Below are 15,843 nucleotides of genomic sequence, written 5' to 3'. Positions count from 1 at the left end.
CCGGGCTTGACGGTAGAGGATGTGGCACGCACCTGCCTCCACATCATCATTGCGGTGGCAGTCACCGTCAGTCCCTCACGGTATCTCGTACACCACCATCTTGTCGGCGATGCCGCGTAGCGCCGCCTGCTTCTGGATCGGCTTGATCGCACGCTGCTGCAAGACCTCGGCGACGGCGGGTGCGTCCAGCACCGGGCCGGTGATGTGGATCTCCCGCGCGGTCGAGAGGCTTTGCACGCGCGCGGCGATATTGACGGTCTGGCCGAAATAATCCTGCCGCTCGTTGAGCATCACCGCGAGGCACGGGCCTTCATGGATGCCGATCTTGACGATGAGATCAGCGGTGCCGCGTTGCTTGTTGAGTTCGTCCATCGCCGCGCGCATCCGCAAGCCCGCGACGATCGCGTGCTCGGGACGGACGAAGGTCGCCATCACGGCATCGCCGATGGTCTTCACCACCGCGCCCTTCTCGGACGAGATGATCTCCAGCAACGCGTGGAAATGCGCACGCACGAGATCGAAGGCGGCGAGGTCGCCGACGCGCTCGTAGAGCGCTGTCGATCCCTTCAAATCGGTGAACAGGAAGGTCAGCGAGGTGATCTGGAGCCGCTGGTCGAGACTGAGATTGTCCGCCTTGAAGACGTCGCGAAACGTCTGGTTCGACAGCATGCGCTTGGCGGTCAGGAACGGCTTGCGCTTGCCGATCAGATGATGAAGCGCTTCGGCCGCGATGAACACCGACGGTAGCACGCGCACGCCGGCCTGGTTCTCCAGCGACAGCCGCAGCGGACCCGGCCGCATCGTCGCGGTCCCCGTCGGGGCCTGCACCTTGTTGTACATGATGGCAAGCTGTTGACGATCCTTGGTCGGCTCGCCCTGGACGTCGATAAAATGAGCGGCGTGCGTCACCGGCTCGAAGATGATGATGAAGTCGTTCGGCAGTTGCAGCGACATGGTTGCCTTCTCGCCGGCCGGCAGCTCCATCGTATCCAGCGTCACCTCGTTGGCCAGTGTCGCAAACGATTCCTTGTTGAAGTCGACGCCGGAACTCCAGAACACCTGCTTGAAATACTCCCACACCGGAAGCGTATCAGGATCGTGCGCGGCGATCCGCCGGGCGCGCGGATTCACGGTGAAGGAGACCTCGACCTGATCGTCGACCGAGGCCTTGTAGCCGCAGGCGCAGAGCGCGCAGTGATAATCGTCCGGCTTGAGCGCCTTCAGCGTCGTATGGGCGCCAAGCACGCCGCCGCAGCCGGGGCACAGCACGTTCCAGCCGAGATCGAACAACCCCAGTCGCGCCGAATGCAGAAAGGCGGAAATCGCGTGCTCTTCATCGAGGCCATACTGCCTGGCGAAGTCGAGGACATTGACGCGGTTGAGCTCGTGATCCTCACCGTCCTTGATGAGACGTGCGATCGCATCGACCACCTTCGCGTCGGCGGTCTGCTTCAGAACGGAAAACTGGGCCTGGATGTCGCTCATGGCGCAAACTCTATTTGGGGTGGATCACGCCCACGGCCAAAGCCTGTCACCGGCGTGTGATGCGGAACATGGGTGAGTGGTCCGGCTGGGTCGTGACGACGCCATACGGAATGACAGGATCCGTGTCGACGAGCTCGACGCGGAACGCGCCGATCAGCCGGGCCAGCGCCAGCACGGACTCAGCCTGCGCGAACGGCGCGCCGACGCAGACACGCGGGCCCGCGCCGAACGGCAGATAGGCGAAGCGATCGGGCGGTTCCTTCGACATGAAGCGCTTTGGAATGAACGCGTTCGGCTGATCCCACAGCTTCTCGTGCCGATGCAGCAGCCAGGGCGCGATCATGATGATGTCGCCCTTGCTGACCTCAGCTCCGGCCACATTGTCCTTGGCGCGCGCAGCTCGGGCGACGAGGAACGCCGGCGGATAGAGCCGCATGGTCTCGTCGATCACGGCGCGGGTGAATTTCTGCCGGTCGATATCGGCCATGCTGTCGAGATGCTCACCGCGGGTCTCGGAGGCGACCTCCTCCTGCGTATCAGGATCGAGCGCCAGCAGATAGAGCGCCCAGAACAGCGCGGTTGCGGTCGTCTCATGACCCGCCAGGATCATGGTCGCGACCTCGTCGACGAGCTGCTCGTCCGAAAAACCCTTGCCCGTTTCAGGATCGCGCGCCTCGTCCATGAGATCGAACAGATCGCGCGGCGGTGCACCGTCCTTCTTGCCCGCCGCGCGTCGCTCGGCGATCAGCATCGCGACGAATTCGGTCCAGCGCGTGCGGAAGCGGGCGCGAGCCCGATCCATCGGCGTCGGCCAGGAGACCGGCAGCACCATGTCGAGGAAGTAGGCCCGCCCGAGCCGTTCGGCGTATTCCCTGACGAAGTTGCGCAAGGTCGGGCCGTGCCGGTCCATGCCGAACGAGAACATCGTGCGCCCGGCGATCTCAAGCGTCATGTGCTGCATGATCTCGCGCAGATCGATCAGCTCGTCCGCGCGCGCATCCAGCTTCGCGATGGTCTCGTCGAGCACCGCCGTCATGTGCGGGACGAGATTGGCGGTGGCGCGCGGCGTGAAGGCGGGTGCGAGCGTCCGGCGCTGATGCGTCCAGGCATGCCCCTCGGCGAGCAGAAGACCTTCGCCGAGCACGGGACGCAGCATGCGGATCCCCGCCGGCGTCCGCTTGTAGTTCTCGTAGTTGCTGAGCAGGACGTGCCGGATCGCATCCGGCTGATTCAGGATGAAGCTCTTGTGCAGGAAGAAGCGGCCCTGGATGATCTCTTCCTCATAGGCGCGCTGCCCCCAGGTGGCGATCATGTTCTGCCTGATCACCGCAAGCCGGCCAAAGAACGACAAATTGTCCGGCGCGCGCGGCGGGGTCGGGGGGATGATGGGCCGACGCACGCTGGCGATGTTCATGGCTCTCTCCCGCAGATCTCGTCGCAGTAAAGGCTTGCGCAGGCAATTAGCTAATAAGTCAGTTCGGCAACCGCAATCCTGTTCTCGGAGGCCGGCCACGCGCGTGCCACAATTCGTTCTTCGTTGAACTGGGCCACGATGTTGCGCCGGCCCTCGCTGGCCGGAAGGCGCAAGGTTGCTGTCGCATCCGTGGGCACGCCCGGATGAACGTCGGCGGGCTCCTGGCCGTCGAACAGGACGGTATCGCGCGGCAGGCCGAAATAGCCGCGCGGGCGCGACATGATCACGACCGCACCGGCATCCTTGTCCGCGGGAATGAACGGGCGCGCGGCGCGCAAATGTACAACGTCGGAGGAGCGCGGGAAGGGCGAGCGGTAGAAATGCGTCGTCGGGGCGTCGGGTGAGGTCAGGACGAGCTCGAGCGGCAAGGTGGAATCGACCGCGGCCGGCCCCCAACGGCCGTCGGCACCCGTCGTCGAGCGATGCACCACGCCCCTGCGCTCCCCGCTCTCACCGTCGACATAGTTGACCTCTACCACCGCCCCGGCCACCGGGCGATTGGTCGGCACGCCATCCACCGCGCCCGTGACCAATCCGCTGAGGCGGACGGTGCGCTCCGGCGTGATCGCGATGCGCGCGGGCTCGCGGCCGGCGATAAACTTGTAGATCTCACGGAAAGCGCGCGGGTGATACGCCGTCTCCCGATGGTCGATCGTGCCGAGCACGAGATTGGTCGCGCCCTTCAGCTCCGGCCCCTCGGCGGTGACATTGGTCGGCACGCCCGGCTTGCCCATGAAGCGGCCATCGGGTTGCGCATATTTGTCCATGCCGTCGCTGCGCAGGGTGAGGAAGGCTGTGCCCGGCGTCACCTCGCTGTCGCCGTCGTTCAGGCCGCGCAGGAAGGTGCCGCGTCCGTTGAACTCGCTGCCGAGCAGATCATCGAGCGCAAACACGCCATGATTGGGCGTACCGCACAGGACCGCGTGGCTGACATCGCCGGCGCCGCCGTTCTTGATGACGTTGCGGATGGAATTGCCGCCGCGAGAGTTGCCGACCAGCGCCACGCGCGCCGCGCCCGTGCGGCGCTTCAGCTCGGCGATGGCGGCGGCAAGCTCGCGGCGCTGATCCTCGGTCGAGGAGCGGTTGGCCTCCTCGACCGTATCGTCGGTGCGCGCGGTGGGATTGGTGAAATTGATCGCCATCATGCGGTCGCGCGCAATACCATTGGACTCCATCCGCCACAGCGTCGTCATCCAGAGCGCGTCGTAATCGCCATTGCCATGGACGAACAGGATCGGCGGCACCTCAGGGCTTTGGGCCGCGGACGGCGCTTGCGCCAGCGCATCGTTGCGGAAGTTCGCAACCGCGAACGCCAGGCTACCCGCACCCTGGAGGATCGTCCGCCGCGACAGCTTCATCTGCTCTTCCCCGTAAACCATGTCTTTGCACCGCTTATAGCGGCCTAACCACTGGACAGCGAAGGGCTTTCGCGGGCATCACTGAAGATGCCGGAATCATTGGAGCCATTTCTGCCAGACGATTTGGAAGAGGATATGACCGAGCAGACGAACCGCCAGAGACGTCCCGCCGACGGCATTACGGCACCCCTGCGGTATACCGTGTTCCGGCGCATCTGGCTCGCGAGCCTGCTCTCCAATCTCGGCCTCCTGATCCAGGGCGTGGGCGCCGCCTGGGCGATGACGCAGATGGCGGCCTCCGCCGACAAGGTGGCGCTGGTGCAGACCGCCCTGATGCTGCCGATCATGCTGATCTCGATGCCGGCCGGCGCCATCGCCGACATGTACGACCGCCGCATCGTGGCCCTCGTCGCCCTCATGATCGCGCTGATCGGTGCGACCGCACTCACGATCCTGGCCGGGCTGCAGCTCATCGCCCCGGAATCGTTGCTGGCCTTCTGCTTCGTCGTCGGCAGCGGCAATGCGCTGTTCGGACCGGCCTGGCAGTCCTCCGTCAGCGAGCAGGTGCCGCCTGAAGCCTTGCCATCGGCCGTCGCGCTGAACGGCATCAGCTACAACATCGCACGCAGCTTCGGTCCCGCAGTGGGCGGTGTCATCGTCGCCGCACTCGGCGCGGTGGCGGCGTTTGCCTGTAACGCGATCCTCTACCTTCCGCTGCTGGTAGTGCTGCTGGTCTGGCGGCGCGAGGTCGAGCCCTCGCGATTGCCGCGGGAAAAACTCAATCGTGCGATGGTGTCCGGCTTCCGCTACATCACCAATTCGCCGCCGATCAAGATCGTGCTGCTACGCACGCTGGTGATGGGCCTGATCGGTGGCGCGATCATGGCGCTGATGCCGCTGGTCGCGCGCGACCTGCTACACGGCGGTGCACAGACTTACGGCATCATGTTGGGCGCCTTCGGTATGGGCGCCGTCGTCGGCGCGCTTAACATTCACGAGCTGCGCAAGCGCATGAGCGGTGAGTCCGCGATCCGCGCCTGCACGATCTCGGTGGCCTTTGCGATGGCGGCCCTTGCGCTCTCGAGCGAGCCGGTGCTGACAGCGGCCGCGCTGGTGCTGGCGGGCGCTGTCTGGATGGCGGCTGTCGCACTCTTCAACATCGGCGTGCAACTCTCGGCGCCGCGCTGGGTCGCGGGGCGATCGCTCGCGGCGTTCCAGGCCTCGATTTCAGGCGGCATCGCAATCGGCGCCTGGGGCTGGGGTCATCTCACCGACTATGCCGGGGTCGAGGTCGCGCTGCTGACTGCCGCCGGGTTGATGCTGATCTCGCCCGTTCTCGGCATCTGGCTTGCGATGCCGCGCGTCGGCGCCCGCAACGAGGACGCCGACGTGCTGGCCGATCCCGAAGTCAAGCTGTCGCTGACCGGGCGCAGCGGACCGCTGGTGGTTGAGATCGAATATCGCGTCGCCCAGGAGAACGCGCGCGCCTTCCACAATGTGATGCAGGACGTGCAACTCTCCCGGCAACGCAACGGCGCTTACGGCTGGTCGATCGCGCGCGACATCGCCGATCCCGAATTGTGGACCGAGCGCTATCACTGTCCGACCTGGTTCGATTATCTGCGCCAGCGCAACCGTTCCACCCAGTCCGAACGCGCACTCCATCAGCAGGCGATCGATTTCCACATCGGCCCCGATCCGGTGCGGATCCGCCGCATGCTGGAGCGGCCATTCGGCTCGGTGCGCTGGAAGGAAGAGACGCCGGACCGCGCCAGCGCCGAAGTGTTGCCGGTGGTCGCGACTGCGGCAGGAAGCAGCATCAGTCGCTAGCAGGAGCCTTACTGCCCGTGCTCCGTCAGCACCTTGTCGCAGGCCTTGCTCAGCTTGGCGCGGTTCTGCTTCAGGCAGGCGAGCACGGCGCTATCGCCATTGTTCATCACGGCGCGGCAATGACGCGAGACGTCGCGCGCGCAGGCGTCGTGACCGGGTTGCTGCTGCTGTGCAGACGCGCCGGATGCGCACAGAACCAAAGAAACAATGAAAAGAAATCTGGTCATCGCGTCATGCCTCGTACCCGCAAAATGTGCGGGCGAAGCTAGTGCGACGATCCCTTAGCCGCAACGGCTTTATTGGCAGGTTGACCTTGCAGGCTGCTCCGCGCCGCCGCGTGGCCCCGGCTTGACGCCGGGGCACATCGCGAGGGGAGCTCACCGACGCAACGATGTACTCGTTGCGCTCTTATTGACCGTCCTGAACGTCAGCGACCTTGCGTGAGGCGCCCTTGGCGAGGTCCTTGTCCATCACCGCGCGGCAGCCGGCGCTCAGATCCGAACGATGCTTCATCATGCACGTGGTGATCTTCGGGATATTGGGGATCTCCGACGAGCACAGGCGGAAGGCATCGCCGGTGCACATCTGCTGCGCTTCGGCCGAGAAGGCGAAGCTCGAGGTCGTCGAGATGATCGAGACGATGGCCGCAAAGCCCAGAGCCAGGCTGGTGTCGCGGATCCTGGTGGTCAGGGACTTGGTGTTCAGAGAGGTGGTCATTTGAAGCTCCCATTGGCACCGCGTAGCGGGCCCGCTGTTGATGGGAATGACCATGCTCCCCCAAAATCCTTTCTACTGTGATGATGGTCACGGGCGGCCTGCCCTCTGTGAGATCGGTCACTTTGGCGCACCCAGCTGAAATTCCTCCGCAACCGCTGTCGTGTTGGTGTCACGTTAACTGTTCCTTCGCATTAATGGCCGGGCGCGCGGGAAATTCCGCTGGTTTGGTTGCGTATTTGGAAAGAGTAGCGATGCGTAATGCGTTGGGCCTGATGCTGGCCAGTGTCCTTGCGGCGGTCGTGATCGCCGGAGGTTGGTACTTTTATTCCTCGCGCGCCGACCAGGGCGCCCCCAAGACAACAGCTGCCCGCGCCGCCGATCCTCTGCCGGCGCCGGCCAAGCTTGCCGCCAAGGATGACGTCGAGACGACTGCGGCGCTCGCGGGCAAGCCCGCTGCTCCTGCCGTCGCGCCGGCACCGGCGCCGGTTCAGCAGACGACGACCTGCACCAATCCGAATGCTTTGGGCGTCTCCCGCGTGGTCGAGATCGACACCACCGGCGGCCCCGGCTTCGGCTTCGACCATTTCAAGCAGTTCGACTTCCTCACCGACAAGGAGGTCGTGTTGACCTTCGACGACGGTCCCTGGCCGGTGAACACGCCCGCAGTGCTGAAGGCGCTCGCGGATGAATGCACCAAGGGCCTGTTCTTCTCGGTCGGCAAGCATGCGACCTATCATCCGGAGATCCTGCGCCAGGTGCTGGCCCAAGGCCACACGGTCGGCACGCACACCTGGTCGCATGTCAACCTGAACGGCAAGAAGATGACCGAGCAGATGGCGAAGGACGAGGTCGAGAAGGGTATCAGCGCGGTGAAATGGGCGCTCGGCACCAATCCGTCGCCGTTCTTCCGCTTCCCGCAGCTTCAACACAATCCGGCGATCGTGAGCTATTTCGGCACCCGCAACGTCGCGATGTTCTCGACCGACATCGACTCCTTCGATTTCCGGAAGGGCGCGACGCCGGAGAAGATCATCGAGACGGTGATGACGCGGCTCGACAAGCTCGGCAAGGGCATCATCCTGATGCACGATTTCCAGAAGCACACCGGCGAAGCAATGCCGGCGCTGCTCGCGCGGCTCAAGGCCGGCGGCTACAAGGTCGTGCAGATGAAAGCGAAGACGACGCTTCAGACGCTGCCGGAATATGATGAAGCGCTGATGAAGGACATGAAGGTGCCGACCGCCAGCACCAGCATGCGTCCGATCTCGAGCGTGGTGCAGACGGTCTCGCAGCGCTAAGCGGCTCAGGTTTCGACAAGCAGAAATGACCGGGCTCAGCCCGGTCATTTTTATTTTGAGAGCGACACGCCGCCGCTTACCAGCAAATGCCGTGGCGGTGCAGCTCGCCGACGATGCGGGCTTCGGTCCAGGTGCGCTTGTGCCTGGGCTTGTCGGCCTTCGCAGTGGATTTGGGCTTGCTCGTCGTGACTGGCGCCGAGGTCGTCGTTGTCGTGGTCACGGCGGGAGCGGTCGCCGCAGCGGGCGCGGCGGTCGGGATTGTCGGCGGACGGTCGACATATTTCGGTGCTTCGACCGCCGGCGCGACTTCGCTGATTTGCGTCGTCGTGGTGGCTTGCGGAGCGGCCGTTGCCGTGGACAGCGACAGGCTGCGGTCACCTGCCTGGGCCGATGCGGAAGCCAGAACCATGGCGGCGACCAAAATAATCTTGCGCATGTGAAATCTCCCCGTGTTTGCGTGACCGGGATACTAGGCGAGAGGCGCGCGAGGTTATGTGATCAAAATCACGCGAGCTGCCGCACTGCCTTGAACCGGCCAGGCTCAGCATCCGCGTCGATCTCAGGGGCCATTGTTGGCCTACTCTTCGAGGCGCATGCTGGCGAGCATCCTCCATCTTACTCGGGCGCTCTGTTTTGTTCGTAGCTAGCATCGTCTCGGCTTTTGTCGCAGCATGCGCCGCTTGGTGGAATTTCACCTTCGCAGCGGTGCTATTCCATCGCTGGACGGACGTCAGAATGCTTTCTGTTCCTCAGTATTGGCCGCGGTCGGACAAAGGCAAGGCAATGAAGCCGACCATGTGGATCGCGATAGCTGGCGGGGCCGGTTCGCTAGTCTGTCTTGTTGTGGGGGAGCGTCGCTGTCTGGCGGTCGTGGATCTGATGATCCGCCTGATCAGCTCTTGGCAGGACCAGGGCGCCGAGTTTTTGGAAGAGACTTTTCTTCGGCCTTCAGAGCTTTCAAGGCGGCATCCGCCTCAGCGAAACGGAGCGCCTTCCGCTTTTCGTTGAACGCTTTGTACTGCTCCAACGCGTGTGCCTTAGCCTGCTCCGTTTTCACGAAACCGCCGCCTCTAAGCAGGTTACGGTTAAGTGATTTAAGCTGGTTGTCGAGCAGGGCTTCGATCTCGGCCATCGTGTTGATCTTGCCGAGATCGAGTTGGTCTTCGAATATATCGAGCAGAATCACCGTCAGGCGGTTGAACTCTCGCAGCTCACCTTCGGCGAGATAGTTCTTCGAAACGTCCACGTCGGCTTGAGTGACGTTGTCGCCCTTCCATGTGCGCAAGCCCATGTTCGGATGATCCGCGTTGGCGCGGCTGTAGACCATCTCAGAGGGTGTGTGAGTGGTGACCGCATACATCAGCTTTGCTTGGGTATGCGCGTAGAACGCATGCCAAGCTGGCGACTTCGGATCGTAGTCGCTGCACATCGCGCAAATGCGCTTGATCTCACGATAGACGTTTGCTTCATCCGATCGGATGTCTCGGATGATCTCCTTCAGCTCGGCGACACGGTCTCTGCTGTCGGGTGCCTTCAGATGCTCGGCGTCGATCACGAAGCCTTTGGTCGCGAATTGGACCAGCTTCTCGGTGGCCCATTTCCGGAACTGCGTTCCCGCGGCTGAGCTTACCCGATAGCCGACGCTGATGATGGCATCGAGATTATAGTGCTCCACGGCACGATTGACGGCTCGGGCTCCTTCGGTGCGAACCTGTGCAATTTTTGCACTAGTTGCCGCGGGATCCAGTTCGCCGTCTTGGTAAATATTCGCCAAATGCTTGGAGACGACCGAGCGGTCCACTTGGAACAGCTCGGCTATCTGGGCCTGGCTCATCCACAGTGTTTCGCCCTCGTAACGCAGCTCCACCTTGATGCCGCGTTCTGTTCCGTAGATCAAAAGCCGGTCGCCAGTCGCTGCATCCTCGATGAGGTGTACCGGTTCGGTGGCCACGGGCGCCATTCTTCAATCCTGAACTTTGGTGGTTGCGCGGTGGTTCCTTGCTTTGGCAGGGACGAGGAAAGACGCCGGGCGCGCACGAAAAACATCGAAAAATCAGAGCGATAATTGGTGCCGCAAGAGGGACTCGAACCCCCGACCCCGTCATTACGAATGACGTGCTCTACCAACTGAGCTATTGCGGCGAACCCTGCCGGGGGCCCGGCGCTGCCGGCCCCGATACGCGCGCTCCTGATATCGGGCATGGCTCGAATTGGCAAGGACAAGCGGCAGGCGAAATGGGCCTCACGCGCCCCAGCGGGACCAGAATCCGCGCCAGCCGCCGGCTTGAGCCTTTGCATAGGTCTTGGGCGTTCCGATTTGTTCCGTAAATTCATCGCTCGGGCCGTCATCATCGATACCGGGATCATCCGGCGCGCGAACGATCGGGATGACGGCCTGGATCGGCGCCTGTGTGGGCTTGTCGAGGTCGGCCCGGGTCCGGAACACCGGGGTTGCCGCCACCGGCAATGATTCGGCGGCCTCAGGGACCGGCTTGACCGGATCGGCGGGCGTCACCACCGGTTCTTCCTTGGCCCCCGGGGGCACGTTGTCCTGCGCGGCCGGGGCTGGGGTCGGGACGGGCGCGATCACGGCCGGTTCCGCCGGCGGCTCCTTGGCGACCGTGACCCGCTTCGGCGGCGGGGCGGCGAGCATGGCTTCCTCGAAGGCTGAGGACTCGATCGTCGTGCCCTTGTCCGAGGGCAGGCTCGCCACCGGCGTCTGCCACTGGAAGGCGTCGAGCCGGCCAGTGACCGGGGAGACCGGACGCCAGCGATCGCTGACATAGCCGTCCGCGGTCCAGGCGGGGTCGTGACGGGCACGCACCGCACGCAAGGTCCAGGCGCGGGCCCGGCCGCCGTCGCCGTGCTCGGTGCGTTCGAGCTCGGCCATCAACAGCGCCACGCGCTGGGTCGGATCGTTGACGTAGGGCGCCAGCACTTCGCGCGCACGAGCGAACGCGGAGGCATCGATCGCAGCGCGCGCGATCGCAAGCTGTCCCTCGACATGGCCGGCCTTGTCCGCCGGCGTTTTCGCCGCGAGCGTCTCGACCCGTTGCAGGCGCTGCCGCGCCGCGTCGCCGAGTTTGACATGCGCATAGGCGTCAGCGAGATCGGGATGCGGATTGGCGAGCCAGGCGGCCTCGACCAGCTTCATGGCGCGGCGCACCTGATGCGCCTCGCTCTCGAATTTCGCCGCGAGCACCGCCGCCGGCACCAGGATCGGCGCGAGCTTGACGGCTTCCATCACGCTCTCGCGCGCGACATCGCGGTCCATCGTCTCCAATTCCAGCGCGCGCGCCGTCAGCAGCACGCCGCGCTGCCGGCGGTAGGCCTGCTTGTCGATCAGGCCCGCGGACAGGTTCGAATCCAGGATCGCGAGCGCGCCGCTCCAATCGCCGCGCGCGCAGCGGAAGCCGAGCACCGCATGCGAGGCCCAGGTCGAGGACGGTGACAGCTTGATCGCTTCCTCCGCGATCATCACGGCACCGACCGCATCGTCGGCGCGCTGCGCCTCGATGAACAGGCCGCGCAGGCCGAGCAGCCGGGTATCCTCGCGCTCGGCCATGGCCCGGAACGCGCGCTGCGCCTCGTCGCGATTGCCGTCGAGCTGGGCCGATTGAGCGTGCAAGAGAAGCGCGAGCGGATCGTTCGGCGCGTGCCGCCGCGCCGCTTCGGCGTGACGGCGGGCAAGCGCAGTGTCGCCATGGCCGATCGCGAGCAGGCCGTGGGTGATGGCGTGGCGGCCGCGGGCGTGACGCTTTTCATGCCGGCGGCGGCGCATCCGTCCGGGCATGCGCCAGATCACGGTCAGGATGCTCCAAAGGAAAACGATCAGGACTGCGAATATGCCGAGGCAGAGCACGAACACCGGAATGCTCGGTGAGGCCCGAAAACCGCCCCAGGTCAGCACGACATCGCCGGGCTGATCGGCAACCCAGGCCGCGCCGGCGCCGGCGAGCGCAATCAGAACAAGGAAGAGGACGATGCGAAGCATGACTATCCCTATACGCGCGGATTGTTGCGCGAATCTTATCGAGCAGGCTTATTGAACAGGCTTGGCGAGACCAGCGAGAGCGTCGTCGGCGAATTTGCGGGAAGCCGCGAGCGCGGCATCGCGCGCGTCGGCCTTGTCGAGCCAGGCTTGTGCCGGCACGCGATCGGCCTCGGGCAGCGTCTTCAGCTCGCGGCGCGCCTCGACGAAATCGTTGCGCAGCGCCGCCGCGGTGACCCGCGCGACGATTGCGCCGCGGTCATTGCCGACGCCGTCGGTGCGCTCGATGCGGACGAGTTTCGACGCGCCCGCCTGAAGGCGCTCGACGATACCGGCGCTGCTGCTCGGTGTTTCCGCCGGCGGCGACAGTTTCGGCACGATGTTGAGGAGCTCACGGCTCAGCGCGACCGGCGTCGGGATGCCGGCGGCTGCGAACGCATCGAGCGGCTTGAGCAATTCGGGCTTGGCCGCGAACGACCGCGCAGCAGTGAGCTGCGCCTCATAGGGATCGTTATGGCGAACGGCGACGTCGAGCAGGGTGGCGGCGACCACATAGCGCAACGGCTTGTCGTCCATCACCTTGGCATCGGCGATCTTTTCGCCCTGCTGCGCGAGCTCGGCACGGGCGGTGGTGCTGGCGCGCTCGAGCTGGGAGATGCGGTCGTCGAGGGCGGCGAGGCCGGGCGAGGCCGCCGCGTCACGCGGCGCGGATTTCGCATCGTTCAATGCGCTCGCGATCTTGTCGGATTGCGCACGCAAATTGGCGATGTCGCCGCGCAAGGTGCCGACGGATTTCTCCAGCGCATCGAGCCGCGCGACGATGGCCGGATCGGCGGCGGGCTTGCCTGCTTTGGCTTCGACTGCGGCGACGCGTCCGCTTAGCGCATCGACTGTGGCACTCGTCACTTGCGGCGCGGCCGGCGGCGCCTGCACCGCGGGCCAGCCCAGCACCCAGCCGACCGCGATCACAACCGCGGCTGCGACGGCGCCGGAAAATGGCGCAATGACCCAGGGAGAAATGGCTGTAGACGCGGCGGCCGCCTGCGCCTCGCTATGCTCCGGCTCGGCCTTGGTAGCCTCAACATTGGCTGTCTCGACCTTGGCGTCTTCGGCACCGGGCTGCTCGGAATTTTCCTGCTCGGCCGATGGCTGCGCCTCCGGCTCACCCGCAACATCCTGCGGCTGGGTGGAAACTTCGGTCGCCTCGAGGTCGATGGTGGGCGCGCTGCGCTTGGCACGGCCGGACTCGGGGGCCAATCCTGCGTCTTCAGGCTTGTCGTCGGCCATCGTGACGGTTCCTCACACTTTCATACCAGAGACGAGCCCGATTGCCTCGGATTCGGCCCGTCCTCTTACGCCAAACGGGTCCGCAAAGCACGCTCCAAGGCGTCAAACAGGGCATTTTCGTCCGGGGTCGCGGCCACCAGGACCTGTGATGCTCCGGCGTCACGCAGCACGCTGGCGACCGTCTCGGATAGGCAGCATTGCGGGATCGCCAGCGCCGAGATTTCGACGCCCTCGTCCCGGGCCGCGTCCAGGAAGGCCCGCGCACTGCGTCGGGAGTAGTGCAGCACCGCCGCGATGCCATGCGCGGCAAAGCCGTCGCAGACGTCGCGCGGGAGGATCTTGACCGGGGCCATGCGGTAAGTCGTCTGGGTGACCACGCTAAACCCTTCCATACCGAGCTCGCCGCCAAGATCCCGGGACAGATCGGCGCCCGCGAGATAGAGCAGCGTACTCTTTTTCTTCAGCACCTTGTCGCGCGCGCTCTGCATCACCTTGTCGCGCAAGGAAGCGGCATCACCGCCGGCGACGATCACATCAGCAAAGCCGACGTCGCGCGCCACGGAAGCCGTGTGCTCGCCGACCGCGAACAGCGGCAGGTCCGAGAGGCCGAGGTCCCGCAATTGCGGCGCGACGGCGCGGATCGCATTGGCCGATGTCACGATGATGGCGCTATAGTCCGCCTCACTCTCGTCATGGAACGCGACCGGCTCGAACTTGAGCACTGGCGCAAGCAGCACCACATGTCCCCGCGCGCGCAGATTTTCCGCCGTCGCCTCATTGTCGGGATGCGGACGTGTGACAAGAATGGACATCGCTTGTGTTCCCGACCCACGTGGCGGTGACGCATTCAAGGGATGGCGGCGCGTGACGATTGCGCAAGCCGACCCCGGAATGCTACCGGACGTACCAGAACTCTGCTTTACGGATGAGCGCAAGGGCGCAAATTGGATAACAATTCGCCAATGCTGGTACTGGGCATCGAGACCACCTGCGACGAAACCGCGGCGGCCGTGATCGAGCGCGCGCCTGACGGGAGCGGCAGGATCCTGTCCAATATCGTGCGGTCGCAGGTCGAGGAGCATGCCCGTTTCGGCGGCGTCGTGCCGGAGATCGCCGCGCGCGCCCATGTCGACGTGCTCGACGGCATCATCGACCGCGCCATGCACGAGGCCGGCATCGACTACGCCCAGCTCGACGGCGTCGCGGCAGCCGCGGGCCCGGGCCTGATCGGCGGCGTCATCGTCGGGCTCACCACCGCAAAGGCGATCGCGATGGTACATGACACGCCGCTGGTCGCGGTCAACCATCTCGAGGCGCATGCGCTGACGCCGCGCCTGACCGACGGCATCGACTTTCCTTATTGCCTGTTCCTCGCTTCCGGCGGCCACACCCAGATCGTCGCGGTCACCGGCGTCGGCCAATATGTGCGGCTTGGCACCACCGTTGACGACGCGATCGGCGAGGCCTTCGACAAGGTCGCGAAGATGCTGGGCCTGCCCTATCCGGGCGGCCCGCAGGTCGAGCGCGCGGCGGCGAACGGCGATGCGGCGCGCTTCGCTTTCCCGCGGCCGATGCAGGGACGTCCCGATGCCAATTTCTCGCTGTCGGGATTGAAGACCGCAGTCCGCACCGAAGCGAGCCGGTTGGCTGAGATCACGCCGCAGGACGTCAGCGATCTCTGCGCGGGCTTTCAGGCCGCGGTGCTGGATTCCACGGCCGATCGGCTTCGCGTTGGCCTAAAACTGTTCCGCGAACAGTTCGGCGCGCCGCGCGCGCTGGTCGCGGCCGGCGGCGTCGCCGCCAATCAGGCGATCCGCGGCGCACTGTTTGACGTCGCGCGGCAAGCCGGCACGCAGCTGATCATGCCGCCGCCCGCGCTCTGCACCGACAATGGCGCGATGATCGCCTGGGCCGGCGCCGAACGCCTCGCGCTCGGCATCACCGATACGATGGAGGCGCAACCGCGCGCGCGCTGGCTGCTCGACGCCAACGCCACCGCGCCGGCAGGCTACGGCAAGACGCGGGCGGGATACTGAATGCTGTGGTATCGCCACGAGCTCCGCTTCACCTCGCCCCGCCTGCGGGGAGAGGTCGGATTGCATCGTGGATGCAATCCGGGTGAGGGGGACTCTCCGCGAATCCAGCTATCACCTCCCGTGCTGAAATTCCCCCTCTCCCCGCAAGCGGCAGGGCAATCGCATATGACTCGTTGCGGCGACCTGCGCGCACGCCTCGTCCTTCGAGACGGCGCTTACGCGCCTCCTCAGGATGAGGCTAACCAGCGTCAGTGCCCCTTTGAAACTGCTGCCGCATACTCCGCCCTCATCCTGAGGAGCCCGCCCAAAGCGGGCGTCTCGAAGGATGGCCGCAGGGACAAGTTTTCATATGCGATTGCCCTGCCGC

General features: G+C 65.1%; 13 protein-coding genes and 1 tRNA gene. 3 read left to right on the top strand and 11 right to left on the bottom strand.

Annotated features, from left to right (window positions below; translation table 11 throughout):
- Nucleotides 1-75: 75 nt before the first annotated feature.
- Genes YUA_RS0125410 through YUA_RS0125400 form a run of 3 tightly spaced genes read right to left on the bottom strand, consistent with a single transcriptional unit; the run spans nt 76 to nt 4,317 of the window.
- A complete protein-coding gene (locus YUA_RS0125410) occupies nt 76-1,485 on the bottom strand; it encodes an adenylate/guanylate cyclase domain-containing protein (protein WP_027533222.1) in 1,410 nt (469 codons plus the stop codon).
- 46 nt (nt 1,486-1,531) lie between these two features.
- A complete protein-coding gene (locus YUA_RS0125405) occupies nt 1,532-2,899 on the bottom strand; it encodes a cytochrome P450 (RefSeq protein ID WP_027533221.1) in 1,368 nt (455 codons plus the stop codon).
- Nucleotides 2,900-2,949: 50 nt separating this feature from the next.
- Nucleotides 2,950-4,317, bottom strand: coding sequence for a hydrolase (locus YUA_RS0125400; RefSeq protein ID WP_027533220.1), 1,368 nt, complete (start codon nt 4,315-4,317; stop codon nt 2,950-2,952).
- Between the two features lie 135 nt (nt 4,318-4,452).
- On the opposite strand from YUA_RS0125400, the gene YUA_RS0125395 reads away from it, so the two are divergent.
- A complete protein-coding gene (locus YUA_RS0125395) occupies nt 4,453-6,147 on the top strand; it encodes an MFS transporter (protein ID WP_027533219.1) in 1,695 nt (564 codons plus the stop codon).
- Nucleotides 6,148-6,155: 8 nt separating this feature from the next.
- Here YUA_RS0125395 and YUA_RS0125390 read toward each other — a convergent pair whose 3' ends face one another.
- Nucleotides 6,156-6,374, bottom strand: a complete 219-nt coding sequence (locus tag YUA_RS0125390) for a hypothetical protein (RefSeq protein WP_027533218.1) — start codon at nt 6,372-6,374, stop codon at nt 6,156-6,158.
- Between the two features lie 181 nt (nt 6,375-6,555).
- On the bottom strand, nt 6,556-6,864 hold the full coding sequence (locus tag YUA_RS0125385; protein ID WP_027533217.1) for a hypothetical protein: 309 nt from the start codon (nt 6,862-6,864) through the stop codon (nt 6,556-6,558).
- Between the two features lie 251 nt (nt 6,865-7,115).
- Here YUA_RS0125385 and YUA_RS0125380 point away from each other — a divergent pair, with 251 nt between their 5' ends.
- Nucleotides 7,116-8,162 carry a polysaccharide deacetylase family protein gene (locus YUA_RS0125380; protein ID WP_027533216.1) on the top strand — a complete coding sequence of 349 codons (1,047 nt, stop codon included), beginning with the start codon at nt 7,116-7,118 and terminating at the stop codon, nt 8,160-8,162.
- Nucleotides 8,163-8,238: 76 nt separating this feature from the next.
- Here the strand turns inward: YUA_RS0125380 and YUA_RS0125375 are convergent, their stop codons facing one another.
- The 6 genes from YUA_RS0125375 to YUA_RS0125350 all read right to left on the bottom strand — a co-directional run bounded on the left by YUA_RS0125375 (nt 8,239) and on the right by YUA_RS0125350 (nt 14,252).
- Nucleotides 8,239-8,598 (bottom strand): hypothetical protein, encoded by a 360-nt coding sequence (locus tag YUA_RS0125375; RefSeq protein ID WP_027533215.1) that lies wholly within the window; start codon nt 8,596-8,598, stop codon nt 8,239-8,241.
- Nucleotides 8,599-9,054: 456 nt separating this feature from the next.
- On the bottom strand, nt 9,055-10,122 hold the full coding sequence (gene rhuM, locus YUA_RS0125370) for a RhuM family protein (protein ID WP_027533214.1): 1,068 nt from the start codon (nt 10,120-10,122) through the stop codon (nt 9,055-9,057).
- Nucleotides 10,123-10,228: 106 nt separating this feature from the next.
- Nucleotides 10,229-10,304: transfer RNA gene (locus YUA_RS0125365), tRNA-Thr, on the bottom strand.
- A 100-nt stretch (nt 10,305-10,404) separates the two neighbouring features.
- On the bottom strand, nt 10,405-12,156 hold the full coding sequence (locus YUA_RS0125360; RefSeq protein ID WP_027533213.1) for a heme biosynthesis protein HemY: 1,752 nt from the start codon (nt 12,154-12,156) through the stop codon (nt 10,405-10,407).
- 48 nt (nt 12,157-12,204) lie between these two features.
- Complete coding sequence (locus YUA_RS0125355; RefSeq protein WP_027533212.1) at nt 12,205-13,440, bottom strand: COG4223 family protein; 1,236 nt, start codon at nt 13,438-13,440, stop codon at nt 12,205-12,207.
- A gap of 65 nt (nt 13,441-13,505) precedes the next feature.
- Entirely contained in the window at nt 13,506-14,252 is a 747-nt protein-coding gene (locus tag YUA_RS0125350) for a uroporphyrinogen-III synthase (RefSeq protein ID WP_027533211.1), read from the bottom strand.
- Between the two features lie 150 nt (nt 14,253-14,402).
- On the opposite strand from YUA_RS0125350, the gene tsaD reads away from it, so the two are divergent.
- Entirely contained in the window at nt 14,403-15,476 is a 1,074-nt protein-coding gene (gene tsaD / locus YUA_RS0125345) for a tRNA (adenosine(37)-N6)-threonylcarbamoyltransferase complex transferase subunit TsaD (protein WP_027533210.1), read from the top strand.
- The last annotated feature ends 367 nt before the right edge of the window (nt 15,477-15,843 follow it).

Source organism: Bradyrhizobium sp. WSM3983 (genome assembly GCF_000473045.1).
GTDB lineage: Bacteria > Pseudomonadota > Alphaproteobacteria > Rhizobiales > Xanthobacteraceae > Bradyrhizobium.
Note: the sequence above shows the minus strand (reverse complement) of the source record. Positions and strands in the feature narration are given on the sequence as shown.